Below are 25,613 nucleotides of genomic sequence, written 5' to 3' on the forward strand. Positions count from 1 at the left end.
TGAACCGGGAATCTGAAAATAAGGTTCCTGGTTCTGCTTTTAAATTTTTCTGGATTGTATTTCTTTTTGGAATTGTGTTTCGTTGAAAAAGGGATGGCCGACATACGGGAAGGCAGGGCAGCAGAAAGAATGAAAAAAAGGTAAAATGACACTGGAGGATATCGCAGATTGTGCTTGGATATTATCTTTTGACGAATTAAAGAGGATTGAAGCCGAGATTATACAGTTGCCATAAATATTTTGGTATTAAAAATAGTAGCGTAAAGGCGGACAGGAAAATATCATAATAAAATTTGTTATATTTTTTGGCATTCAGTGAAAGCTGGATGCTATTTCTATGTGCGCCCGGTATGGACGCAATCTAGTCGGCGAAGTTTGTAACACGTCTTGGGTAGTGGAAAGCGTATAGGTAAAGTTTTTGCCAGCTGGGGAAAATAACTTCTAGCGTATATTTTCTCTTCCCTTTCAGAATGTGGGTTTGGCAAAGTTTTCTGTAAACCACTTGAAATACATTTTGTATGCATAGAATAAGCAGGTTCTATTTTGTATCTGGTGTAATAGGCGCAAGGCATCCTATTGGATGCCTTAAAACCTTACATACAAGGAGTAGAGCATCCTATTGGATGCTATGTGAAGAAAGATTACAGATTTTTGTGTATCGGCTCATTATAATAGAAATCGGGATGGAATATTTATCAATCAAACTATTATTTGCTACAATTAGAGTCTAAATATTCTTTTTAAGAAGTAGGATCAGAAGGATTGTTGTATTGATTCTATCGGAAAAGATCGATTAATTTGCGGAACAGGTTTTGCAAGCATAGCATTTGGATATCCAAATGCTGTTTGGGAGAATCCCAAGCCCCTTCAAAATTATGATAAGAAAAGACATAAAAAGATAAAAAAGAAGCAAGTTAAGAATATATCTATGGAGAGAATATAAAAAGCGTGTTATACTACTTGGGGAAGTATTATAATGAAAACTGGAACAAAGCTGATTATGATGGGAAAGATGTTATCTTGACAATTTTGGATTAGTCATATAAAAAGATTAGAAAAAAGATTGACTCAAATTTGTGTAAACAAAAAGACTTTAAAATTGTTGGTTGTGGTTATATGGAAGTAGTTACGATAACTAATAAACCCATGTCAAAGATGAAAAGAAATGAATCGGTTTTCCCGGATACTATTTTAAAGATATGTGAGGTATTGAATTGCAACATCAAGGATGTGGTAATAATGTGGTTTTGGAGCAGTGAGGTGTCATATGGCAAATTGTAGTTTTTTAGATGAATTAAATCGATTAAGAAAATCATCCAGTGACTCTATAGATAATATTGAGAAATTTGATGATTTTAAAAGATATATGCATGTAACAAGGAATGTTGAGGAGGACTTAAAAGAGATTCTTGTGTCAGTCAATAATTCTGGCAAAAAAACATTAATCCTTCTGTGTGGAAGTGCGGGAGACGGAAAATCTCATTTACTTTCCTATCTTAAAAATGAAGAAAGAGTGTTAGATGACTATTCAGTGTATAATGATGCTACAGAAAGTAGTGCACCTTCAAAAACTGCCATAGATACATTGAATGAGGTGTTGACTGACTTTTCAGATGTGAATATTGCGTCAGAAGGAAAAAATGTTATTTTAGCCATTAATCTCGGTGTGCTAAGTAATTTTATTGAGTCTTCTTATGGAAAAAATTATCAATTGTTCCTCCAATATGTTGAGAAAAATAATATATTGACAACTGCAGTAAATGATAATGGTTACATAGAAGGTAGCAGTTTTCAGCATGTTAACTTTTCTGATTATCATATGTATACGCTGTCAGATGCGGGAACAGAACCAGGATATATCTTACGAATTCTGAGTAAGGTTTTTGCAAAAACAGGAGAAAATCCTTTTTTTTCAACCTTTCAGAAGTCGTGCCAAACGTGTCCAATTGCACAGAAGTGCCCGGTTAAGCATAATTATGAATTTTTGATGGACGAGCAAATTCAGAAATATATTGCAAATTCCTTAGTTGAGGTAACAATTAGGGAAAAAGAGATTCTTACCACCAGAGAAATACAGAATTATATTTATGATATTTTGGTGGCACATAAATTTAGCTATAAGATTATTTCAAATGCATCAACTATTACAACTAATTATTTAAAGGAGTATTTAAGGGATATTACGCCGGTCCTTATGTTTGATTATGTAGATATGTCCCCACTTTTAAATCAATTGGGAAAATATGATCCATTACTAGTGCGTTCAGAAGCGGCTGATGAAATGGCTATTTTCTACTATGTCTCTTCAGATATTTCATTACAAATAAAGAAAATATTGGAAGATACACCATATGCTGTAGTACTCAATCAACTGGGAACAATTGATAAGTTGAATGATGACAAGGTATTAAGAGCTCAGATTTTTAATGTATTGGTTCGGATTGAAGCAATAAAAGGGAACATAAAAGGTGATGAAGTATACAATCAATATATTAGAAATCTTTATTATTACAATCTTGGTATGATTCGTAAATTGGCACAACTGTATGATTTGGTAGAAAAGGCTGTAATTCAATGGTGTGGATGTGAATCAGGAAATACTATTTGTTTAGATGAATCTCATGAAGGCTTTACATTATATGAAAATATAAAATTTGAACCATATTTAGATGATGTGGATACTAAAAAAAGTGTCACTATATTAGAGCAGTTTTCTCCATCAATCGTTGTTAAGTTTGAAAGTCAGAGAACAAAGGACATAATCGCACTGGATGTAGACTATTCCTTATATAAGTTGCTATATAAACTGAAGCAAGGGTATGTACAAACGGCAGATGATCGAAATAATCACGCTGATTTTATCAGTTTTATTGAGAAAATTTTAAAGACCGGTTCTGCAAAAGAAAATGTTCTTGTTGTTTCTGAAGATGGACGCAAAGCAAATGTTGAATGCACAAAATTTGGTTATAGATTTAAGGTGGTGAAGTAATGGATTACATCTTTGATGAAGAAAAATTTAATGAGAGTTTTAATGTTAAGCCCGTTAAAGAAAAATCCGCTGATTCACTAAGGCTTTCGCATATACCAGATAATAGTTTCAAGTTGTTTCCTTATAAAGCTAGCGGAAAAAGACAGGCTCCGATTGTTACTGAGTTGGAAGAAAGTGTTAGTGGATTTTTTCGGAGAGCTTTAAATGTTGAATCAGCGGCTATTGACTATGATACACTTTGTGATTTGTTATTAGAAAATCTTGAAATAGATTTACCAGATATCGAATTGTTTAGGGATATAATTAGAGAATTCTTTTTTGATGGTACTGATTTTGTAGCTACAAATTTAGGATTATATCCCTATCAGACGAGAACAAATAACAAGAGTGCAGATCGCTTGGCCTTTTTTTTGTTTTGTATATTGGGGATTGATCAGAGTGATTGTGATGTAATTAAGAAGGCCGCTGATAGATATTCATATAATGTTTTGGAACAAATGGTAGTGGCGGCTATTAATTCCACAGCATTAGGCGAAAAAGAGCCCGAAAAGAATTATTATTCTGTAGTAACATGTGTGCAAGAGAAGTTTAAGAAAGATTTCCATTTTATGTTACAGACAGATATGACATCTATTGAAGATTTTTCTAATCTCCTGTCGTTGTATTATTTTTACTATGTATCACAGACGAGTATTGTATTGGATAAGTTTTGTGAAGGGAAAAGAGATGAACCAATTAGTATTTATTATGCATTAGATTGGGAAAAGGTAAGTAAGAATCGCAAGTGTTGCTGTGAAGGCTGGGAAAAGCTTCAAGCAAATATTAATCATATGTTCAGCCATGCAATTACTCTGGAGATTATCAATCAGCATTCGGATTCACATACAATGTATGATTATATAGCTCTACAGGAATATATTAATCTTCACCCAGAGGAGGATGGTCTCATTTCAAATGAGATTGAAAAAGCGGAAAAGGTATATACATCTACAGTTGGGGACTATAAGAAATTTGATCAAATAAAACATACTCAGAGTGGAAGTAAGACAAATGTAGCCATTAAGCATTTGTTTAGATGTGTAGAGGAACAATTTTTAAATACGGATAGAAAGAGAGCAAATCAATTTTATAATGAAAAATTTTCAGAATTCTGTAAGGCTAGATGGGTTAAAAATCGGCGGAAGTCTGGATTGGTCCTAAATCTTACAGAAAGGGATATTATATTTCTGACAAAAATATCGCTTCGTAATAAAGATAAAATACGATTGAATGATTTATATAAGGAATATGAATATAGAGGTATTTTCCTTGATAATTCGTCCAAAGAGCACTTGCAGGAATTTTTTACAAAGTTAAATTTGATTGACAAGAAGAGTGATAGTGGGGATGCACAGTATGTTAAGAGAATTCTATGATTTTATAGCAAAAAAAATAAATAGCTATTTTCAATCACTATCTGCAGACGGTCTCTTGCAAAAGGGTGAAAGTTTTTGCTTAAAACTTGATGATGTAGAAACTGTAGAAAACGTGGCTATTGCATTAAAAGAATTGGCTAATGACAACAATGCTATGGGGATTTATGAGTATACGTGTAGGGATGGTTCTGTTTATCATACATATACTTTAAAAGTAATTAATGGTGAGGTAATTATTGCTGCTCAAATAGAAGGAATGACCAATGATTTCTTATGTGCAACCTTGAGGAATGCGGCAAACGATGAAGGGAAGCCGTTGCTTATGATTTCGTCTAATCCTATTGATAGTGCCAAGAGTGGCTCCAGAGATATGTGTGCTAATGGCATGCCATTTTATGCAGATAATCTGATGAGTGAAATTAGGCGTATGGTCGAAGTTAGTACTCAGTTGACGTTCCTTGAAAAACGGATTTTAGATTTTGAATTGAAAAGACGTGATGCGGATGTTTTTAGTGATAAAGCATCTTTATATGAATACAGAGACCTTTTATCTATCATGAGTAGCGGTTCTATTGATGATAATAATTACGTTGGATTCCGGCTGTTTCCAGTTAACGGAAAGACAGATTATCAGAATTATGGAAAAAGTCAAATTGATAAAGAAATTAAGAATAACCATGATTTGTTTGAGCGAGTAGACAGAAGCATAAGGTTTGGAAATCTTGAATCGGATTTGTCTGATGATTTTGAAGAGAGTTTTGTTATTCGAATTGAAAAAGAGCGAAAAAATGATCCAGAAAATTGGAGTAGATTATTTACATATGCAGAGATGCTGGCTGCAATGCAAAAAAAACAGTTTAAGAAGGATAACCCTTTACAGATAAATCTAGAGAACATTTATGTTTATGGAGATATGCCGCTTAATGTATTGCCTTTAGACGATAAGGTATTGATTCGTAATGACGGAACTATGAAATCAAAGAAAAGGATAAGAAGCCTTATAGTCTTTAATCCAGACAAATTCTCTGTTATCCATATCCGTTTTGAATGTAATGCCCGTATATTGAATAGTGATATTTCTCAAGACGATACGTCATTTGTAAGGGAAGGAAAGAATCTGATATTCAAATTTGAACGCGAAGATATTTCGTTTCATAAGATTGAAATTGGAGATTCGGTTAATAATATCACCTATATTTTTAAGATATGTATTATTGATATTTCTGCGGAATATCTTGTTGGGACAATTAAACGTAATTATGTCATAGATTACAAGAAGAATAGAAAAAATTGTAAAATTAAACTTCTTGGTGTTGGAACTGACTTAACTTTTAATCCGAATGGTTCAGCAAATGTTTCTCAGAAACTGGATGATAATTTACAGTACGATTGTCATTATGATGCTAGGCTCCATTTGTATGCGACAGAGGAAGAATTAGCAAACTATGGAAGCGGAATAGTGATTGATATTAATTTTGCAGGGATATTAGTTCCGTTTGTACTTTATCCGGACGAAACAAAAAGTAAAGAAATTATTGGCCGTACGATTTTGAGGGATAAGTTTGCATCTAAGAGTAGTTTTGAAATTAATTCTGAAGATCATATTTATAAAGATTCACAGGAATATTTTGCTAAAACAAATCTGCTACGGGAATTGCGGTTAGAACAGCATATCATAGAAAATCATATTGAATATGGGAGATGTCGTCAATTCAGAGGGGCGGAGATTGGTAAGATTGAAGAAGTCAAGCTGAAACAGAATTCTGAATTACATGAGGCATATTGTGCAATGCTGGATGAATTTCAGAAAAATTCAACTGTACCAACATTAGCATATTTGTCGGAAAATCTGCTTGAGTCTGTTAAAAACTTTTTAAATGCTTTTAATGCCTTATATGCTGGACTAAAGGACGGAGGAAGTCTTTCTGTAGAACAGGAAAATGCACTTCTTATTGGCTCTCTTTCAGTAGGGAGAAATATAGAAGAAATATTATTAACACCGTTTCATCCTTTGAATCTTGCATATCAATTGGAATTGTTAAAAGAAACAGATTTTGAATTTGCAACAGACGTTGTAATTGACCGGTTAAATTCTATTAATTTACTGCCTTATCTTCAAAGAAACAAGAAAATATATAGGGTGTCGGATCAACTTTTTTCACAGGAATGGAAGTATTACGCTCCCGTGGAAAATAGAACATATCGAGGTAATCGACGATATGTTCCTAAATTGATTGAAGAGAAGATTACAGAGTTTGTTTTACATTTCAGGTATATTTTTGATGATATAAATAATAAGACGGTACGTCTTAATCTTATAAATATGGGCGATTGTAGAGATGTTTTTGTTGGCGTAGCGCAGTTTTTTATACATTCATTGAATAAAACTCCAGATATTGACCGTCTCAAGCGATTTGAAATCCATATTTATACTGATGATCCGGCGTCCAATGCATTTTCGAATATTAAGGAGTATACACGACTGAAGGAATATTTGTCTGAACTGAAACTCACTATTGCAACTGGAACAGCCATGAATAGTCTAGAGGGTGTATTGTCTAAAAATGTGGAATGTTATTTTCATGTTGATCAGGGTGATAGATACGAGTATGCGCATATTTCGTTCTATGAGATGGAGTTGGAAATCACTTCTGAAACGGCTACAATGAATCAAATTGAGACAGGGATTTCCCTTGGTGGGATTGTGTCTGGTATTCCCTCTAGTAAATATGGGCAAAAATATAGAACCGGGTTTGGAACTAAGTATGCTCCCAAAACAGATGTTGTTAACTTTGCTGAAAAATATAATGCACTGATTCAGGTTGGGGATACTGGAAATCCATTTTATTCTGGCACAGGTATATCAACTCAGATTGATTCAAAAGCCGAGGAGAAAATGGATTACATCTATAAGGCATCTAATTGGGTTGTATTCGTTGATCCTAAGGTAGATTTGGATTTCTTCAGCGAGAAGGAAGCAAACAGTGACCTGCTGATTATTCATTATAGTGATCAGTATACTTCTAGTAGTGGATATGATGCTATAACAGTGACTCGTAAATCGCATCAATATTCTAAAGTTATTCAAGAGTATTTGAAAGAAAAGGGTGTAAATGCTAGTCTAGGTGATGTAGCAAAGATCATTAATCTTTTTAATGCGGTTAATGGGGATTGGCTGCTTCGTTTAGTTTCATCAAAGAAAATGATTGGTGCAAATAAAGATTCTACCTTTTCGAGAGAGAAGATTAGTATTGTTGCGGCTATTAAGTTTATGCTTGCATTTCTTAAGCATCCAAATATTGTATGGGTACCTATTTCGCTGGAAGAAATGTTACGTGTTTCTGGTGGAGTTGGATTGTCAACTTCAGAGGGTATATTGTCTTATAAGAACCTTGGCTTTGAAAAAGGACCGACTAGTGATGACCTGTTGTTTATAGGCTTAAATCATTCGACGGAAAGTGCAAAAATCTATTTGTATCCAATTGAAGTTAAAACGGGTATAAATGATAATTCTGTCATCACCAAAGCATTTGAACAGGTATCTGCCACTGCTTCTGGATTACACAATGCAATGAATTCGGAAGAAAAATTCAATAGCACAATTTTATATAAAGTTAATCGTAATTTCTTGATGCAATTACTGGTTACTAGCTGTAAAAAGATGAAAGTGTATCATGTGGATGATAGTCAAAACTGGGATGTCATTCTGGATCAATTTAGAATGGCGCTTCTAAATGAGCATTACATGATTTCTGACGAGATTAAAGAGCTTCTCGGCAAAGGCGCAGTGTTATCGTTTAGAAAATCATTAGGCGCAAGAAAAACATCGTTTAAGGAGGATACTATTAACTTTATAGAAATGCCGGATACAGATGAATTTGATTTGATTTTGGATTCTGTTGAAGATATTTATAAAGATATTCAGCGGCGGCGAGACAGTGAGTTTTTAATCTTTGAAGAATGTGCAGTTGATGCCTTGACAGGTGATACTTCTAAAATAGCTATTACAGAACTGGAGAAAGAAATAGAATTTCCTGAGCAGAAAGAATTGGAAAAAGAAAATCCAGATAATAAGCCTGATCCATCAGTCCTGGTTGATAAGATAGAGGAAGACAAAACGGATGTAAAGCAAGGAATGAAAATTCTTTTTGGAACTAATCTACAGAATGGTGATCCAATTCTATGGGAACCAAATGATACGGATATATTATTCCATACCAATACTGGAATTATTGGTACAATGGGGACTGGAAAAACGCAGTTTACTAAGTCGTTGATAACTCAATTATATCGTTCTCAAGAGAAAAATGTTGGAGATGAAGAACTGGGAATATTAATCTTTGATTATAAGGGAGACTATAATGAAAGTAAAATGGATTTTGTTGAAGCTACAAATGCAAAAATATTTAAACCCTATGCATTGCCTATCAATCCACTTGCGATAATTGAAACATCTGTATTCAAACCTCTATTACCAGTGCATACTGCTAATAATTTTAGGGACACGATTGCTAAAATTTATGGATTAGGACCGAAGCAGAAAGCAATACTGACCAATTGTATCATGAAAACATATGAGGCTAGCGGCATATATAAAGCTGATGTAAAATCATGGAAAAATGAAGCACCAACATTTGATCAAGTTTACCAAAGATATTTAAATGATGAAGATATCAAAAAAGGAGATTCTTTGAGTGCTGCAATGGATGAGTTGGGTGAGTATGAGGTTTTTGAAAAAGTTCCATCAAAAACAAAATCTTTATTTGATGTGTTAAAAGGTGTTGTTGTTATAGATCTTTCGGGTTATCCGTCAACATTGCAGAATCTGATCATTGCAATAATGTTGGATCTTTTCTATACACAGATGCAATCTGTAGGATCAAGCAAATTAGAGGGAAAATATCGTCAATTAACAAAATTTATTTTGGTAGATGAAGCTGATAATTTTATGTCACAGGATTTCCCGTCTCTCAAGAAAATACTGAAAGAAGGACGTGAATTTGGTGTAGGCACTATCTTATCGACACAGTTTTTAAAACATTTTGCTTCGGGTGAAGATGATTATGCGAAGTATATTTTAACATGGGTAGTGCATAATGTTGCTGATTTAAAAAATAGTGATGTAGATTTTGTATTTAAAACAGAGGCTAAGAGTGCAGAAAGTCAGTTGCTCTATAATGACATAAAGAAACTTCAAAAACATAATAGTATAATTAAAATCAGTTCGGAAAAACCTAAATATGTAAAGGATAAAGCTTTTTGGGAGTTATTTAAGGAAATGAAAGAAGATTGACGACTAAGGATGGTAGTGATATACTTAAGTAGACTACTTAAGTATATCATTTTATCTTTGGAGGTACGAATGGATTTTGCATATAAATTTCCAGTTGTAAGAGGGATTCAGGCGGGAAGAGAATACTATATTGCGATGATACCGTTACGAATGTTGGGAAGATTGTTTCCGAATGAGGAAGAATATGTGCTTCCTGAATATCGTGCACAGAGAAAATTAAACGAATCTAGAATTCCGGTAATCAGTAGATATATTACTGAGAACCGGAATTCCTATGTATTTTCAGCTTTAGCTGCATCAATTGATGGTGAATTCAAATTTTTTCCAAGTGCAGAGAGTGGCGATATAGGAATATTAGAGGTATCTATGGATGCGAGATTCTTAATTAATGACGGACAGCATAGGAAGGCTGCTATTTTGGATGCTGTAAATGAAGAAATAGATTTAGGCAATGAAACAATATCTGTTGTATTGTATGAAGATGCTGGGTTGTCAAGAAGTCAACAGATATTTACAGATCTGAATAAACATGCTGTAAAGACGTCTAATTCTATATCTGAGCTATATGATTCGAGAGATGATATTGCTGTGCTTACGAGAAATGTCGTATCTAGTGTTCCTTTTCTTAATGACTATACAGACAAGGAGAAGGACAATCTTGGCAAATATTCGTCAAATCTCTTTACATTGAATATGTTTTATAGTGCCAATAAGAGAGTGCTGGCAGGAAAGCACATTACTAAAGAGATTGAAAGTTTTGTTTGTTCTTATTGGAAAAATGTTTGTGAGAACATGATTCAGTGGAATGAACTTCAGAAAAAAGAAATATCTAAGGTGGATTTACGAGAAAATTATATCGTAACACAAGGAGTTGTGATACAGGCGTTAGGATATGTGGGAGCATACTTTTTGCGTAATCCGGATGTAGACATACAAGGGATTGTTTCACGTTTAAAGAATATTGATTGGAAAAGAAGTGCTGCGTGTTGGAAGTTTCGTGTAATAAGAGCAGATGGGAAAATTCTGACGAGTAATAGAGCTATAACATTAGCAGCAAACCAGATTAAACAGCAATTAGGTATTCCTTTGGCGCAAGACGAGCAAATAAAGGAAGAACAATTCCTTGCAAATTACAATGTCTAGGAGAAATGAGTATGGCGGATAATTGTGTAAGTTGTGAAGCAAACAAACAGGGAGTAACAATTAATCGAGATACGATTGAAGGCTTAAAAGAAACAATTTGTAATTTATATTTGGCAGACGATATTCCATGGGTGATTGGTTACTCGGGCGGTAAAGACAGTACTGCAACATTACAGTTGGTTTGGCTGGCATTAGAACAGCTTTCAATAGATCAATTGAAAAAAACAGTACATATAATCAATACCGATACATTAGTTGAGTCTCCAGTTATGTCTAACTGGGTGAAAAACTCTTTGCGTATTATGGATGAGCGGGCAAGAGAAGAAGGTTTGCCGTTTGTTACACATCGATTAACCCCGGCGATGAATAATACTTTTTGGGTAAATTTCATAGGAAGAGGATATCCATTTCCAAGAAAAAAATTAAGATGGTGCACAGATCGTTTGAAAATTCAGCCAGTCAATACATTTGTTAAAGAGCAGATTGCAGAACATGGGGAAATTATCCTTGTGATTGGAACAAGAAAAGCAGAGAGTGCACGCAGAGCGAAAACAATGGCTTATTATGAGAAAAAAAGGGTACGGGAATTATTGAGCCCGAATCAATCCATGGCTAATGAATTGGTTTTTTCTCCGTTGGAAGATTGGAATGATAATGATGTTTGGGTATTTCTTATGCAATATAGAAATCCATGGGGCTATTCCAACAAGGAACTTCTTACTTTGTATAAAGGTGCTACATCAGATGGAGAATGTCCTATGATGGTTGAAAAAGGGCTTCCGAGCTGTGGCAAGAGCCGATTTGGATGTTGGGTGTGCACTATGGTAGAAAAAGATAAATCGATGGAGGCGATGATTGCGAATGATGATGAGAAATCGTGGATGACACCTTTGCTAGAATTCAGAAATAGATTTGGTGATGAAGAACATGATCGAGAACGTCGGAGCTTTAGAAAAATGCAAGGCTTTCTCCAAGGATCATATAAGCAACTGCATCATGGACCATATAAAAAGGAGTATCGTGAGCAATGGTTAAGAGAATTGTTAGAAATTCAAATGGAAATTAATTCAACGGGTCCGGAAGAGTTTGCTGATTTGGAATTAATTACACTTCCAGAACTTAGAAATATCCGCAGGATTTGGGTTTTCGATAAGCATGAATTTGATGATGCACTACCACGAATTTATGAAGATGTGATTGGAAAGAAATTTGATGATCCTGAGTGGGTTGGATCAGAGGCGTTCCGAAGTGAGGAATGGAATATTCTTAGAGATGTTGTGAACGAGTTATACCATGATGAAGAATTGGCCTTTGAAATGGTCTATAGTCTAATCGATATTGAAAATCAGGCAAGTAGTTTGAATAAAAGAAAGGGAATTACGGATTCTCTTGAAACGTGCATTCGGAAAACCTTTTACAAGAACGAAAAGGATGCAACTGATTACTATATGGATCGAATGATTCGAAAAAAGGATCTTGGCGGGAAATATAATGAGAAAGCATTAGATTCCACATATGATTATTTATATGAGGACAACGATGAGGAAGAGGATGACAAGACATGATTTTGAAAAAATTAATCATGCATAATTTTGGTGTTTATGCCGATACAAATCAATTTGATTTCCACGGGGAAAAACCTGTTGTATTAGTGGGTGGCATGAATGGACGTGGTAAAACTACTTTTCTTGAAGCGGTTCTTCTAGGTTTGTACGGTTCCAATTCCTTCGCATATACAGAAAATAAATATAAAACTTATGGTCAATATTTAAGATCATATGTTAATAAATCAGATGGAACATTATTTACCTATATAGAAATTGAATTTTCCATGGATGATTCCGATGAGGAAATCTATTTTGTGCATAGAGAGTGGAACGCAAAAAGCCAGCGAGTTAGAGAAAAGATAAAGGTGATGAAAAACGGAACGGAGAATACTTTTCTTACCGAGAACTGGCCAATGTTTGTAGAAAACATTCTGCCAAGTGCTTTATCTAATTTTTTCTTTTTTGATGGCGAAAAAATTGCAGAATTAGCAGTTGAAAATACTAATCACAAAATGAAGGAATCCATAAAGGCTTTGTTGGGCATTTCTGTACTTGATTTGCTAGATAATGATTTGGGAAGAATTATTACAAAGTTAAGTGATAAGGATTCAGAAGATCAAAATCTTAGGTATTTGGAGTTGCTAAGACAAAAGAGAGAAAATGCCCATGAAGATCTTAAAGCTGTTGATGCAGAAATAGAACGTGTGGAAGAAAAACTGGATGGACTCAGAATTGAGTTGGAAAAAAAGAATACAGAGTATTCTGTCAAAGGTGGGGATATTGTTGAACAGCGTCATGATTTAATGGCGCAACGTTCGGAGGCAGTAGCAACGGTTGAGAGTCAACAAGATATTTTGCTGGAAATGGCAACTGGAGCAATGCCTATGATGTTGGTTCGGTCTCTATTAAAGGATATTCAGAAGCAAGGAGAGGCAGAACAATCATATCGTGCCTCATGTATGGCGACAAAAAAAATAAACTCTCTCTATGAAGACTTTCTTAAGAAATATCCTAATACTGGTGATGAAATACAAAAATTTATTGAGTATGTTAAAACAGAAAGTGAGTTACAACAGCAAGAAGAGATTTATCGAATATCTGATACAACTCTTTACCAGATTACGGCACTTAATAAGGGGGGGTTGATTTCAGAGAAAGAAAAAGTGATCTCTCATATGCATAGGAGAAATGCTTGTCAAAGCAAGATTGACGAGATAGATAACTATCTTTCTGTTGACATTGATGAGAAAGCACTTAGGAGAATTTTTAAACAGATAAAATCTCTTGAAATGGAGATTGTAGCGATAGAGGTAGAACTTGAAGTACTGAAGCAGAAACGAACAACATTTCATAGTTCGGCAATGATTGCAGAGACAGAGTTTAGTAAGGCGGCTGAGCAGGTGCTTTCATCCCTAGAGACGATGGACGATGATAACCGTACGGTAAAATATGCTCATATGGCAATTAACATAATTAGAACATACAAAATTCGTTTGCAGCAAAGCAAAACAGAAATTTTGGCTCAGACAGTGACCGAATGCTATAAGCAGCTTGCGAATAAGAAGAATCTGATTGATAAGATTACGATGGATCCAGAAACTCTAGATCTGCATTACCTGAATGCTGAACTTGAAGAGGTTGAGAAGAAGAGTTTGTCGGCAGGGGAGAAGCAGTTGATGGTTATTTCGTTACTGTGGGCACTGGCAATTTGTTCTAAGAAAAAATTGCCAGTTATCATTGATACGCCATTGTCTAGGTTGGATTCTGTCCATAGAGAAGCACTAATCACAACTTATTTTCCAAAAGCAAGTGACCAGACTATTATTCTTTCTACAGATTCTGAAATCGATGAGAAATATTATTTACTTATGAAGCCAAGTGTAGGAGATGAATTTACGCTTGTTTATGATGATGAACTGAAGAAGACAACAATTCAAAAGGGATATTTATTCTTTGGAGGAAAGAGATAATGTTGCTAAAACAAATACGGTTGACAAACCAATCAAAAGACAAGTTGGGAAGACTTAAAGGAAAAACAGGAATAAAGAATTGGAATGTCTTGTGTAGATGGGCTTTTTGTTATTCACTTGGCGAATATACTATGCCAACGGATATTCCGATTAACGCAGATAGTAATGTGGAAATGTCTTGGTATACCTTTGCAGGTGAGTATAGTGATTTGTATGATGCTCTTATGAAGGCTTGGTGCTTGAAGATGGGATTGCCGATAGACGAAGATACTTTAAGTAAGTATTTTAAACTTCATTTAGAAAGAGGAATTGCGCATCTGTCAGGGACAAATTTTATTAAGAATTTGGATGATTTGCTTAATCTTGTAGTAGAGGTGAAGTGATGGGTGTCTATTTAGATTACAATGCATCGGCTCCTATTGAGCCAAGGGTATTGGATTATATGATTGATGTTTATCGAAAAAATATTGGAAATGCTGATAGCAGGACACATGATTTCGGAGATAATGCTCGAAAGATTGTAGAAAAAGCCAGGGGAGAAGTTGCATCTATTTTAAAAATTAATAAGGACGAAGTGTTTTTTACAAGCGGAGCAACAGAAAGCAATAACATCGCTATTCAGGGGTTGAAAACTTATGGCATAACTGAAGGAAAGAGACATATCATTACGACAGGCATTGAACATAAAGCTGTTTTGGAAACAGCTAAAGCTATGCAAGCTCAAGGTTTTGAAGTTGATTTTGTTAATCCTGGAATAGATGGTAGAGTATCTGTAGAACAGGTACTGGAAAAAGTTAGGGATGATACGCTTTTGGTAAGTGTCATGCATGTAAATAATGAAACTGGAATAATTCAACCAGTGAGAGAAATTGGAGAATGTTTGGCAGAGAAGAATGTGTTGTTTCATGTAGATGCGACACAGAGTTTTGGAAAGTTGGTTGAGGAATTACAGTCTTTAAAATATGATATGTTGTCCATGAGTGCCCATAAAATTGGTGGCCCACAGGGAGTAGGTGCATTAATATTGAGACGAAAAAGATATAAACTTCCGCCAGTGAAGGCCATAATTTATGGTGGTCAGCAGGAACATGGTATTCGTCCGGGAACGATACCAGTGGCTTTAGTTGCTGCATTGGGGTATGCTTGCAATCTTGCTGAAGAAGAATATAAGACAAATCAAAAAAAATGTAAAGCAATAAGAAATAGGCTGATTGGGATGTTAAGTAATTCGGGTTTGAATTATGAGTTTAATGGAAATCAAGAATACTGCGTTTCTAGTACAATAAATATTTGCATCAATGGGGTGGTGTCAGAAGCACTAATGCTATCATCAAAGGCATATTGTGGAATTTCGAATGGTTCTGCTTGTAATTCCAATTCATATGAGCCGAGTTATGTGCTTAGTGCTATGGGTCTTTCATCGGATCGAACTGAGAGTTCAATTCGTATTAGCTGGGGACCAGATGCGGATATTGGAGAGGTAACAAAATCTTTTAACAGTTTGATTGAAGTAACAAAAGGACTTGTGTGGTGAAATAATATGCAAGAATTATAAATAAAATGTTACTATAAACAAAGACTTGGATTGGTTTGGATTTATGTAGAGATTACACTGACTAGTACTCCGCCCTGAAAAACCTTGCGCAAATATTTCGGTTTATTTTCCCGATTGTACATGCCCAGAATACTCAGCACTGGTATCAATCGACATGAGTTTGCGGATGCTGACCGGCAAAGAAATCTGACCATGGGGGGAAACAGTTAATATTTGTGTATCCATTTATGCATACTCCGTTCTGGTAAGAATTTGTTACATATATTGTGCTATAGCAGAAAGATATTTGCAAGAAAAAATGTATTTATTATTTGACAATATAGCAGATAGTTACAATTCACTTACGGTCTTTGCTGATGTGCAAAGACCGTAAAAATATGTAAATTATGAAAAGAGAGTATGTGTAGCGGTGCTTATGAAAATGTACTAATAGAAGGTCAATGAAAAGAAGTTAAAAAGCGGATGCAGTAAAACATCACCGTAATGGTGGGCGTTAAATAATGTGCATCTTCTTCTCATTTGACGTGCGAACCAACACCTTCTCCCTCTGAATCGCCTGATTAATTTTTTGAATTTCCGGATGGCTTCCTGGAAGGAACCCATCTAATAGCGCCTGCTTTGCTTTTCTATAATGCTGCAGGCTATCCTCCGGAAGTTTTTTTGCTTCAATAACAGCAAGTGATTTGTAAAGCTGTGCCAGAAATAAATTCATTCCCTTTATCTTTTTGACAAAACGTATCAGAGCAAATAAGCGTTTTCGAGCCTCCTGCCAGTTTCCATTTGCAGCCAGCAGCTGAGCATAAGAAAGTCCCTGCACCAGCGTGTCGTGGGAAGAAACGGTTCCATATTTCTGCCGAATCAGAATGGCTTCCTCGGTAACAGAAAGTGCCGTCTGCCTTTCGCCCAATGCAAGATAGGTTTGACCAAGATTATTTTTCAAATTTGAAACCAGATCGGCATTTACCGGATGGAACGGCTCAAGAAGCTCCAGTCCGTGAAGATAATGCTGTTTTGCTTTTTGGTAGCGGCCATTCATATATTCGACATAACCCATATAACAGTCAAAAACAGCCGTGTGGCGCTTATTTTCGCCATAATCGGGCATGTTTTTCATAAGATTAAGAACCATAGCAACAGCATCTATACGCCCATATTTCGCCAAATATGCCAGCGTAGTATCCATGAACATTGCAGCCGATTCTGCATTATCTAGCTTTATATTGTGGTAAATGCTTTCGATTGTATTCAGCAATGCATTGTAGTAAGGCACATCCATGCCATACACGATACAATTCTCAAAAACACCTTTTAGCAGATTGGCGCAGCTTGTAATAGCTGGGACAGTTTCTGTTTTGAGAAGCTCATGGAGATATGGGTGAAGTGATATCTGATTATGTACAGTATCTTCCTGTATCCAGCCATATTCCACCAGATCATTCGTAGTGTTCCAATCCAGTTTTCCCTGCCATGTATGGAAAAGCACCTTGGATATCCCTTTGCTTGGCATGAGTACCATATTTCGCAAAGTGTCGAGAGCATCCGGCGATAAGCCCTGTATTTGAAATAAGGTTTGAATATGCTGGTAAAGGCGCTGTTTATGCGATACGTTATCCTTCGTAAGGATTACCTTGTTCGGATTCGACAGACTTAATCCTTCTGTACGCAGTGCCTGTAAAAAGTCGCTGGCTTCCATACCGGATGCGGTCAGTGTTTTTGCCGCCAGCTCGACAGTCAGGGTGTGCCGGTATACTTCCTCGATGATGTCTGCAGTTATTTCGGGTTGCTGTTTCGCGCTGGGAGCATAAGCAAAAAATAACTGTTTCAAATCTTCTATATTTTCTATCTCATTGACTTTATAGCAGACTGCATCTGCGATATGGCTTCTGGTAGTTGCTAATATTTGAAAATGCATGGATAGAAATGTATGGAACATTTCCTCATCCTCTGGAACAGAATCAAAATTATCAAGAATTACAAGAGTTCGGCTGTCCAGATATTTGAAAAAACGGTAATGATTCCGAAAACGAGCTTCTTCCGTCATTTCCACTGTATCGTCTAGAAAATCCATTTCCAGAATTGTACGCCGTAGGCTTTCGTTATATCGTAAATATATTACATTGGAATATTGCTTTTTATAATGGTTTGCGTAGTATTTCGCAAGCTCTGATTTTCCGATACCGCCGATTCCCTCCAGAAAAATACAGCGCTCATGCTGTAAAAGCGTATCAATCTCTTTCAGCTCATTTTCTCGCCCGATAAAATTACGGGTTACAGAGGGTAACCGGGTATCTAATAGATAATCCGATAATATTAACTTTGCTCCTGCTTCTTTCTTACTCTTTGGAAGAAAATTCCTTGATAATGCAAATAGCAGACATTCTGATATAAAGCTGGCGGCATCCGCATAATTAGCAGATAATTCCTGTTTCTTTGCCTGCGATATACTGCCGTCGTCCCATAGAATCCGATAAATCTGCTCTTTCACATACGCGGCATCAGACAAATCCTCAAATATTCCCTCTAATGCTGTTTTTAATTCAGTTATGCCAAAGGATGACTGATACAGGTAGATAATATCCTTTGCTACATTTCTCTGACCGCTGATTATTTTGCTGACCTCGGAATCCTCGGGCATGGTCAGCTTTATATTTGCCTGATTGAAGGCATACTGAAACAGGCAGAAATAGTATTCCACCTGTGACATTGCTCCAATTTTACGGTTGTCCAATATGATTTTTGATATAGCAGAAAAATCCAGTCGCTCCCTCAAATTTAATCCTTTCCGTTTTGCCAATTTTATGTCAGGTCTGTGCTATTCAGAAAAATAATTCGATTTTATATGATGTAACTGTAGCAAAACCTCTTGAAAATTATAGCTGATATAGACAGGCTTTTCAAGAAGAGGCCGCATATAAAAAGCCGGGATTTGCAAATACTTTTATTTACATTGCAGAATTTTGTGTTATGCTTAAAGAAGATATGTGCGGTGTAATCAGCAGAAAGCTTAATTGTACGGCAGACGGCGCTGTCTGCGGAAGCGTCGGTTTTCTTGCGGAGGCAAAAAGAAAAGAAGCAAAGAATCGGGGGATATGGAGTGAACAAGGATCCATTTAAGGAATATATCAGAGAGTCTGAACCGGTAAAGCGGGAGAAGGGATATGCGTGGCATACAGCCATTGGTTTGCAGGCGGTTGACGGGCTTAAGGCATCAGAATATCTGGTGCGCACTGCCGTCCGGAATATTGAGGGCGAGATATCTTTTGAAGAAGCAAATATGCTTTTGCAGACCTACTATGAGGAAAATCCTGCCCGTGATGCAAAAGACCGCACCGAAGAGGCCGACAAGGTTTCGGTACGGATTGCGGCGCTCTTGTCCGAGCGTGCATTTAGCTTTACGCCAAATGAGTATATGTCCATTCACAGAAAGTTATTTACCGGTATCTATTCTCATGCAGGATGCATCCGTGATTACAATATCACAAAGAAAGAATGGGTGTTAAATGGAGCGACGGTGATTTATGGCAGCGCTACGGAGCTTGAGGCGACGCTGGACTATGATTTATCTGAGGAGAAAATGTTTTCCTATCGACACCTGTCGATGGATGAGATTATCCGTCATCTTGCGGTATTCGTATCCAGATTATGGCAGATTCATATGTTTGCTGAAGGCAATACCAGAACAACGGCAGTATTCTTCATCAAGTATCTTCGCACACTTGGCTTTGACGTAACAAATGATATTTTTGCTGAAAACGCATGGTATTTTCGGAATTCGCTGGTCAGGGCAAATTATAACGACCTGAAAAACGGTATTCATGAAACAACAGAATACCTTGAAATATTTTTGCGCAATCTTCTGTTGAATGAGAACCATCCACTTCATAACCGTACATTGCATATCAGCGAAGTATTTAAGGAAATAGAAAAACCGGACATTGAAATGAAAAAACCGGATATTAACAATCTGAAACCGGACATTGTAAAAGCTTTTCAACCAAAAACGATAAGCCATATTTTAAAGCTCCGGGAAGCGTTTTCGGATCAAACGATTTTTGGGCGTTCGGATGTGATGGAAGTGATTGACATCAGGCCGTCCAGAGCTTCTGAGCTTTTGAAAGAATTGACGGAACACGGCATAATTGAGCCGGTGTCTGGTCATGGAAAAGGGAAATACCGCTTTCGGCCGCAGTAATGCTGAGGCGATGGCTTCTCAGGTGTGCTTCCGGGGAGAGCAGTCTTGAAACAGCATGATGATAGTTTAAAGTAAAAAAATCACAGTGGAATTGATGGAATTAACATTTGGAAAGGATGTACAATAAGATGACGGAGATATCGAAAAGTGATTGGAAGAAATATCGGGAGAAAATTTCAGACTGGCAGGAGCATTATATGGAACGGCTGGTAGAGGAATATATAACATTTCTAAGGAGCGACCAATTAGCGTCGGATAAATTCTGGGAGCTTGAAAAGCGTATAAAACAAGATAAGAAATGTCCGGGTGTTTTAATCGAGATGAGGAAATCGTCTGCTATATATGATATCGCCAGTTTAATAGGTGAAAAAGTTATATCGCTGGATGATTTAGATGAATTCAGTGATGATTTAAAGGAAACGGTAAAATTTCTAATTGAGAGATTGTGGTGAGTGAAAAAGAAAATTTTTGTCAAGAATCTAGTACTCCATCCGACCAGAAATTGAACTTCTGGTCGGATGGAGTACTAGGTATCAGTGCAAATACTATGGCAAAGCTTTCGCATAACGATATGGTTTTAATGGATTTCATTGTTCGCATCTGCAGAAATCTTAATTGTACGGCAGATGATTTATGGATATCTTACTTGAAACTATAGAAAGATAGAAGAAGACATATATATTTTTAAAATCAATGGTTCTTCACAATTTCAGATGTTTTTCTGATTTAGAAGTGAATTTTAACAATAGGCTTACGGTTATTGTAGGAAATAATGGAGTAGGAAAATCTACAGTTCTTGAGGCAGTTGCGATTGCAGTAGGAACACATACTTCTGCAATGGATGGTTTGACTAATTACGGGATTAAGAGAAACGATACGCATTATAAATATTTTAATTTAGGCAGCAGCATTGATGTGCAGCCACAGTTTCCAGTTGAAATAATTGCATCTGGAGATGTAGATGGGGAAGAAAAAAGATGGAGCAGAACCCTGAATTCTGCAAAAGGAAGAGGCAGTTTGACTTCTGCAAAAGAAATAACTGCAGTTGCAGAAATGTATCAGGAGAGAATGCGGAGAGGTGATAAAGAATTAAAGCTTCCGATTATTTCTTATTACGGAACAGGGCGCCTTCGGGATCGGTATCGGGAGAAAAAGAGTGATATATTTGAAAAGAATAACAGAAGTAATGGCTATATTGATAGTCTTGACGGCGCTGCAAATGATAAGCTGATGATGAAATGGTTTCAGAAAATGACAATACAGCAGCTTCAGATAAGCCAGGAGATTCCGGAATTTACAGTAGTAAGAATGGCTATGGAGCAAGTTTTTTCATCCATTACAGGATTCTCAAATGTGAAGGTGCAGTTTAACCTGGATACTGGAGATATAGATATCATTTATTTTGACAAAAATAATGAACATGTCAGGATTCCTGTTTCACAACTTAGCGATGGATATAAATGTACAATCAGTTTAATTGCTGATATTGCATATCGTATGGCAATCCTTAATCCCCAGCTCTTAGATCAGGTATTGACTGAGACAGAGGGCATTGTTTTAATTGATGAAATTGATTTACATTTACATCCGACCTGGCAGAAGTGTATTTTGAAGGACTTGATGAATGTTTTTCCGAAGGTACAGTTTATTGTAAGTACACATGCGCCTGAGGTAATAAATTCTGCAAGAAGTGATTCTATTGTCATGTTAAAGGATAATGCAATTTTACCTGTGGCTGATGAGACCTATGGCAAGGATGCGAATACCATACTTAGAGAGGTAATGAACCAATAAAGGTCAATCCATGCGATGCAGGTACATTGCATGGAATTACATATATGTCTTCCGGTAGAATACAGTCATCAGATCCGGAAATTAATGAAGATATCAATAAAAGACTTAATTTAAACAGTGAAAGTATTTCATTACCGGAGAACAGAAAGCAGGTATTACAAGCACTGATTGACAATGTAAGAAGAAAATGTGGTACAGGAGATATTTCTCTATACTGTAGAAGAAAATTAGAACAAATAAGAGATGCGGGTGCTCCAAAAATGCCTTATGTTGGCCTTATGATTTGGTGGTTGGAAAAGCACACATAGATAAAAGATTTTATTGAGGACTTCTTCGGAGGTTCTTTTTTCTATTTTGCCAATTTTATGCCAAGTCTGTGCCATTCAGATAAAAGCTCCGATTTCATATGATGTAACTGCAGCAAGGCTTCTTGAAAATCTATAGCTAATATAGACGGGTTTTTTACTTTTTAAGGAGTGGCCGCTTGTTCCTTGACAATTTCATATTACTGAGAGTTTTTTTGAGGGTACAGGCACAGCAGAAGGTTAGGATTCATATATTGGAATACAGAGGGGAAGTGATAGCTTGGGAAAGCCAACATATTATCTATGGCGCGACGATTTTTCTTCGCAGGAAGAATATGAAAAGAAAAAAAAGTGGTACACAAAGGCAGGGTTCCGGGTTGTCACATTTAAGGAAGGTCCGAATAAGCCTGATATTGAGGAAGGAATAAAAGCGTTGATAAAGAATCATCTAAATGATTCTTACAGTTGACTAAAGCGAAGCTTTCGTATATAGTGTGTGTACACGGTGATGCAAAATTTAGTAATCTATATATATCGCATATGATATATCAGTGTGTACTGTTTAACAGAACAATGAGTACTTACAGAGAGTATATGTGAATGATTTTATGAGATGATTTTCTGTCAATTTCAAAGATGAATGCAGGAATGCTTTCGGGAGTACTCGCGAGGAGGTGAATCTATGAATGCGGGATACGTTCGGTTATCGAGAGATGATGATAAACGGAATTATTCTTCGATTGAAAATCAGAAACTGATTATTACCCAATATGCGGCGGAGCGGAATCTTGTGATTGATCGCTGGTACGAGGATGACGGGGTTTCCGGCTATATTTTTGACCGCCCTGGCTTTCGACAGCTTATGAAGGATTTAGACAAAGACATAGATACGGTTCTTGTAAAAGATTTTTCCAGATTAGGAAGACATAATGCGAAGATACTGCTTCTGTTGGACGAATTTCAGGAGCGTGGTAAGCACCTGATTGTGGTTGACGATCATTACGACAGCGAAATATCAGAGGATGATACAATAGGTATCACAACCTGGTTTAATGAACGCTATGTCAAGGATACAAGCAAGAAGATCCGCCATGCGTTAGGTGCGAAGCAAAAGGAAGGTACGCTGATTACACAGCCGCCATTTGGATATCGAAGAACTGGAAAAAAGAAGGAAACCTTTGAAATCGTGCAAAAGGAAGCAGAATATATCCGATTGATTTACGATCTGTATATTCAGGGTTGCGGTTATCGGAAAATATCTACATATCTTACGCAGCAGGGTGTGCCTACTCCATCCATGATCCGCAGAGAACGGGAATTGGAGGAAGGAAGAAATACCAATCGCCATGTTGCTGCCGCCTGGTCGGACGGAATGGTGAAAGAGATACTGGATAATGATTTTTATATAGGAATTTTCCGTCTGCGGAAAAGAGCCAGAAATACTGTTCATGGAAAGGACAAGCGCGTCCCTAAGGAGGAACAGTATATGTTTGAAGATCATCATCCGCCGATCATTGATAAAATGATCTATGATCTGGTGCAGGAATTAAAAGAAAAGCGCACAAAATCCCGTTATAAGGGCAGTCACGGGCAATGGATAGGTTCAGAGATACCGAATCCATTTGGAAGCTGCCTTTACTGTAAGGATTGCGGCAGCAAGCTGACAGCTATTCAGCGGCAGACCTCCGCTAAGGTACGCAAATATTATATTTGCAGTACCTATAATACGAAGGGGAAACGGTATTGTGCTAAGGCGCATTTAATTGAAGAGCAGAAGCTTATGGATGATGTGGTTCGTTACATTCGGATGTGCCGGAATGCTCTTTGTGAAGTAATAGCTGCCTATGATATAAAGGATTTTGCTGCAGAACAGAAAACGGTGGAGGAAAAATGCGCTTTGATTCAAGCAGAGATTGATGAGGTGAAACATCAATTGCGAACGCTGTTTTCACAGAAAATCAAAGATATTTCCAGTAATCCGGGTAATGAAGCTCTGATTAAGGAAAGCTACGATTCCATACAGCAGGAGTTGACGGCGCGGGTTCATGCGCTTGAGCTTAAGTATGACGAGCTGAAATGTACGGAACTGGAAACTCCCAATGTAAAAGAAAAGCTGCGTACTGCGCTTGAAGTTGTAGATAATATTATTAAGAAAGGAACCTTAAACCGCAAGGATATTGAAATTCTGGTCGAACGGATTGAGGTTGATGAAAACGGTCTGCCGGAGATAGAATTAAAGTATGGTTTGTCCCGGCTGGTTCATTATAGTCCGGCGGAAGAATTGAACCGCTATGAAAATGAGATTGTCCTTACGGTTATGCGTTTGATAAGAGATGATGACAGAGGCTTTACCTCTGCAAAATATCTTTCCAGGAAGCTTACCGACATGGGATATGCCAAATCCAAGAAATCTGTGCTGCCGTATGTCACAACGATGATTGAAAAGGGGATTGTAGAGCCCTGTGAAAATAAGCTGAAGCCATACACGATTGTAAAAAGTAGGGAGGAGATTGCGGAGATTATTGCAGATTTCTGCAAAAGCTGCGAGCTATGCCGGACGGAAGGAACGGGTGATGGCCAAGAGGTGTGTGACAAATATACTACAAATTTACATGATACAAATGCTGACAGGCGGTATGCCGCAGATGGTATTTGAGTATATTTTGAGACAAAATGGCATTGATCCAATGACTGACCTGACAATTAACCAAAATATTGATTTCGGTTCCACGGCAGCAGCATTTTCAGAGGGACAGGGAAAGTACGATTATACAGTGGAATTTGAACCGGGAGCTACATCACTGGAAAGTGAAGGAAAAGGGTATGTGGTTGCTTCACTTGGAAAAGACAGTGGCTATGTGCCATATACAGCGTTTTCTGCGAAACAGAGTTATATAGAAGAGAATCCAGAAGTGATTCAGGGTATAACAAATGCATTACAGAAAGGAATGGATTTTGTCCAGACACACACGCCAGAGGAAATTGCAAAGATAATTGAACCTCAGTTCCCAGAGACGAATCTGGAGACAATTACAACGATTGTAACAAGATATTATGAGCAGGATACGTGGAAAGCAGATTTGATTTTTGAAAGAGAAAGTTTAGAATTGCTGTGTGATATACTTGAGGAGGCTGGAGAACTGACAGAGCGCCCTCCTTATGAAGAACTAGTTACAACAGAATTTGCCGAAGAGGCAGTAAGATAACACATATACTGTCGAGGGGAATAATGGGGATTTCATAGAATATTATATGTTTGTTTACAATACGTTCAAATTTGTTACACACAATCTACACAAAGGAACGATATACTAAAATTGTTCAAAGATAAGAACACTTTTTCATAAACTTTTTCCCCCTTGAGTCACAGCAATGTGACTCTTTTTCCTTTTGTAAAAACAGGTGGCTTA

General features: G+C 36.7%; 19 protein-coding genes. 18 read left to right on the forward strand and 1 reads right to left on the reverse strand.

Annotated elements, in window-relative coordinates; all coding sequences use genetic code 11:
• Nucleotides 1-1,116: 1,116 nt before the first annotated feature.
• The 9 genes from NFS18_RS19680 to NFS18_RS03000 all read left to right on the forward strand — a co-directional run bounded on the left by NFS18_RS19680 (nucleotide 1,117) and on the right by NFS18_RS03000 (nucleotide 15,891).
• The gene (locus NFS18_RS19680) at nucleotides 1,117-1,281 is read left to right on the forward strand and encodes a helix-turn-helix domain-containing protein (RefSeq protein ID WP_277613522.1); all 165 of its coding nucleotides are present in this window, start codon (nucleotides 1,117-1,119) and stop codon (nucleotides 1,279-1,281) included.
• Complete coding sequence (gene dptF, locus NFS18_RS02965) at nucleotides 1,268-2,989, forward strand: DNA phosphorothioation-dependent restriction protein DptF (RefSeq protein ID WP_251387712.1); 1,722 nt, start codon at nucleotides 1,268-1,270, stop codon at nucleotides 2,987-2,989. The genes NFS18_RS19680 and dptF overlap by 14 nt, the downstream gene beginning before the upstream one ends.
• The gene (gene dptG, locus NFS18_RS02970) at nucleotides 2,989-4,404 is read left to right on the forward strand and encodes a DNA phosphorothioation-dependent restriction protein DptG (RefSeq protein WP_251387721.1); all 1,416 of its coding nucleotides are present in this window, start codon (nucleotides 2,989-2,991) and stop codon (nucleotides 4,402-4,404) included. The genes dptF and dptG overlap by 1 nt, the downstream gene beginning before the upstream one ends.
• Nucleotides 4,385-9,697, forward strand: a complete 5,313-nt coding sequence (locus tag NFS18_RS02975) for a helicase HerA domain-containing protein (RefSeq protein ID WP_251387728.1) — start codon at nucleotides 4,385-4,387, stop codon at nucleotides 9,695-9,697. Before dptG ends, NFS18_RS02975 begins: the two co-directional genes overlap by 20 nt.
• Before the next feature lie 69 nt (nucleotides 9,698-9,766).
• On the forward strand, nucleotides 9,767-10,840 hold the full coding sequence (gene dndB, locus NFS18_RS02980; protein ID WP_251387730.1) for a DNA sulfur modification protein DndB: 1,074 nt from the start codon (nucleotides 9,767-9,769) through the stop codon (nucleotides 10,838-10,840).
• Nucleotides 10,841-10,851: 11 nt separating this feature from the next.
• On the forward strand, nucleotides 10,852-12,405 hold the full coding sequence (dndC, locus tag NFS18_RS02985) for a DNA phosphorothioation system sulfurtransferase DndC (protein ID WP_251387732.1): 1,554 nt from the start codon (nucleotides 10,852-10,854) through the stop codon (nucleotides 12,403-12,405).
• Nucleotides 12,402-14,357 carry a DNA sulfur modification protein DndD gene (dndD, locus tag NFS18_RS02990; RefSeq protein ID WP_251387734.1) on the forward strand — a complete coding sequence of 652 codons (1,956 nt, stop codon included), beginning with the start codon at nucleotides 12,402-12,404 and terminating at the stop codon, nucleotides 14,355-14,357. The genes dndC and dndD overlap by 4 nt, the downstream gene beginning before the upstream one ends.
• Nucleotides 14,357-14,740, forward strand: coding sequence for a DNA sulfur modification protein DndE (dndE, locus tag NFS18_RS02995; RefSeq protein WP_251387736.1), 384 nt, complete (start codon nucleotides 14,357-14,359; stop codon nucleotides 14,738-14,740). The genes dndD and dndE overlap by 1 nt, the downstream gene beginning before the upstream one ends.
• Nucleotides 14,740-15,891 carry a cysteine desulfurase family protein gene (locus NFS18_RS03000; protein WP_251387739.1) on the forward strand — a complete coding sequence of 384 codons (1,152 nt, stop codon included), beginning with the start codon at nucleotides 14,740-14,742 and terminating at the stop codon, nucleotides 15,889-15,891. Before dndE ends, NFS18_RS03000 begins: the two co-directional genes overlap by 1 nt.
• Nucleotides 15,892-16,405: 514 nt before the next feature.
• On the opposite strand, the gene NFS18_RS03005 is transcribed toward NFS18_RS03000, so the two are convergent.
• Nucleotides 16,406-18,682 carry a hypothetical protein gene (locus NFS18_RS03005; protein ID WP_251387741.1) on the reverse strand — a complete coding sequence of 759 codons (2,277 nt, stop codon included), beginning with the start codon at nucleotides 18,680-18,682 and terminating at the stop codon, nucleotides 16,406-16,408.
• A gap of 194 nt (nucleotides 18,683-18,876) precedes the next feature.
• Between NFS18_RS03005 and NFS18_RS03010 the strand changes: the two genes are divergently transcribed.
• From NFS18_RS03010 to NFS18_RS03050, 9 genes are all read left to right on the forward strand, one after another.
• Entirely contained in the window at nucleotides 18,877-19,026 is a 150-nt protein-coding gene (locus tag NFS18_RS03010) for a hypothetical protein (protein ID WP_251387743.1), read from the forward strand.
• Nucleotides 19,007-20,104 carry a Fic family protein gene (locus NFS18_RS03015; protein ID WP_251387745.1) on the forward strand — a complete coding sequence of 366 codons (1,098 nt, stop codon included), beginning with the start codon at nucleotides 19,007-19,009 and terminating at the stop codon, nucleotides 20,102-20,104. The genes NFS18_RS03010 and NFS18_RS03015 overlap by 20 nt, the downstream gene beginning before the upstream one ends.
• Before the next feature lie 128 nt (nucleotides 20,105-20,232).
• Nucleotides 20,233-20,556: a multidrug transporter gene (locus NFS18_RS03020; RefSeq protein WP_251387747.1), complete on the forward strand. Its 324-nt coding sequence runs from the start codon at nucleotides 20,233-20,235 to the stop codon at nucleotides 20,554-20,556.
• Nucleotides 20,553-20,762: a helix-turn-helix domain-containing protein gene (locus tag NFS18_RS20070; RefSeq protein WP_456299367.1), complete on the forward strand. Its 210-nt coding sequence runs from the start codon at nucleotides 20,553-20,555 to the stop codon at nucleotides 20,760-20,762. The genes NFS18_RS03020 and NFS18_RS20070 overlap by 4 nt, the downstream gene beginning before the upstream one ends.
• 35 nt (nucleotides 20,763-20,797) lie before the next feature.
• Nucleotides 20,798-21,898 (forward strand): AAA family ATPase, encoded by a 1,101-nt coding sequence (locus NFS18_RS03030; protein WP_277613523.1) that lies wholly within the window; start codon nucleotides 20,798-20,800, stop codon nucleotides 21,896-21,898.
• Between the two features lie 44 nt (nucleotides 21,899-21,942).
• Nucleotides 21,943-22,206 (forward strand): hypothetical protein, encoded by a 264-nt coding sequence (locus tag NFS18_RS03035; RefSeq protein ID WP_251387756.1) that lies wholly within the window; start codon nucleotides 21,943-21,945, stop codon nucleotides 22,204-22,206.
• A gap of 277 nt (nucleotides 22,207-22,483) precedes the next feature.
• On the forward strand, nucleotides 22,484-22,672 hold the full coding sequence (locus tag NFS18_RS03040) for a hypothetical protein (protein ID WP_251387758.1): 189 nt from the start codon (nucleotides 22,484-22,486) through the stop codon (nucleotides 22,670-22,672).
• Between the two features lie 213 nt (nucleotides 22,673-22,885).
• Nucleotides 22,886-24,859: a recombinase family protein gene (locus tag NFS18_RS03045; protein WP_251387761.1), complete on the forward strand. Its 1,974-nt coding sequence runs from the start codon at nucleotides 22,886-22,888 to the stop codon at nucleotides 24,857-24,859.
• Nucleotides 24,849-25,409: an ABC transporter substrate-binding protein gene (locus NFS18_RS03050; RefSeq protein WP_251387773.1), complete on the forward strand. Its 561-nt coding sequence runs from the start codon at nucleotides 24,849-24,851 to the stop codon at nucleotides 25,407-25,409. Before NFS18_RS03045 ends, NFS18_RS03050 begins: the two co-directional genes overlap by 11 nt.
• Nucleotides 25,410-25,613: the final 204 nt, after the last annotated feature.

This window comes from Mediterraneibacter agrestimuris (assembly GCF_943193195.1).
Classification (GTDB): Bacteria; Bacillota; Clostridia; order Lachnospirales; family Lachnospiraceae; genus Schaedlerella; species Schaedlerella agrestimuris.

Excerpts from the sequence above, each read along its gene's own strand:
- NFS18_RS19680 (WP_277613522.1), top strand. The coding sequence starts at position 1,117 with ATGGAAGTAGTTACGATAACTAATAAACCCATGTCAAAGATGAAAAGA.
- dptF (WP_251387712.1), top strand. The coding sequence starts at position 1,268 with ATGGCAAATTGTAGTTTTTTAGATGAATTAAATCGATTAAGAAAATCA.
- dptG (WP_251387721.1), top strand. The coding sequence starts at position 2,989 with ATGGATTACATCTTTGATGAAGAAAAATTTAATGAGAGTTTTAATGTT.
- NFS18_RS02975 (WP_251387728.1), top strand. The coding sequence starts at position 4,385 with ATGTTAAGAGAATTCTATGATTTTATAGCAAAAAAAATAAATAGCTAT.
- dndB (WP_251387730.1), top strand. The coding sequence starts at position 9,767 with ATGGATTTTGCATATAAATTTCCAGTTGTAAGAGGGATTCAGGCGGGA.
- dndC (WP_251387732.1), top strand. The coding sequence starts at position 10,852 with ATGGCGGATAATTGTGTAAGTTGTGAAGCAAACAAACAGGGAGTAACA.
- dndD (WP_251387734.1), top strand. The coding sequence starts at position 12,402 with ATGATTTTGAAAAAATTAATCATGCATAATTTTGGTGTTTATGCCGAT.
- dndE (WP_251387736.1), top strand. The coding sequence starts at position 14,357 with ATGTTGCTAAAACAAATACGGTTGACAAACCAATCAAAAGACAAGTTG.
- NFS18_RS03000 (WP_251387739.1), top strand. The coding sequence starts at position 14,740 with ATGGGTGTCTATTTAGATTACAATGCATCGGCTCCTATTGAGCCAAGG.
- NFS18_RS03010 (WP_251387743.1), top strand. The coding sequence starts at position 18,877 with ATGCTTAAAGAAGATATGTGCGGTGTAATCAGCAGAAAGCTTAATTGT.
- NFS18_RS03020 (WP_251387747.1), top strand. The coding sequence starts at position 20,233 with ATGACGGAGATATCGAAAAGTGATTGGAAGAAATATCGGGAGAAAATT.
- NFS18_RS03030 (WP_277613523.1), top strand. The coding sequence starts at position 20,798 with ATGGTTCTTCACAATTTCAGATGTTTTTCTGATTTAGAAGTGAATTTT.
- NFS18_RS03035 (WP_251387756.1), top strand. The coding sequence starts at position 21,943 with ATGTCTTCCGGTAGAATACAGTCATCAGATCCGGAAATTAATGAAGAT.
- NFS18_RS03045 (WP_251387761.1), top strand. The coding sequence starts at position 22,886 with ATGAATGCGGGATACGTTCGGTTATCGAGAGATGATGATAAACGGAAT.
- NFS18_RS03050 (WP_251387773.1), top strand. The coding sequence starts at position 24,849 with ATGGTATTTGAGTATATTTTGAGACAAAATGGCATTGATCCAATGACT.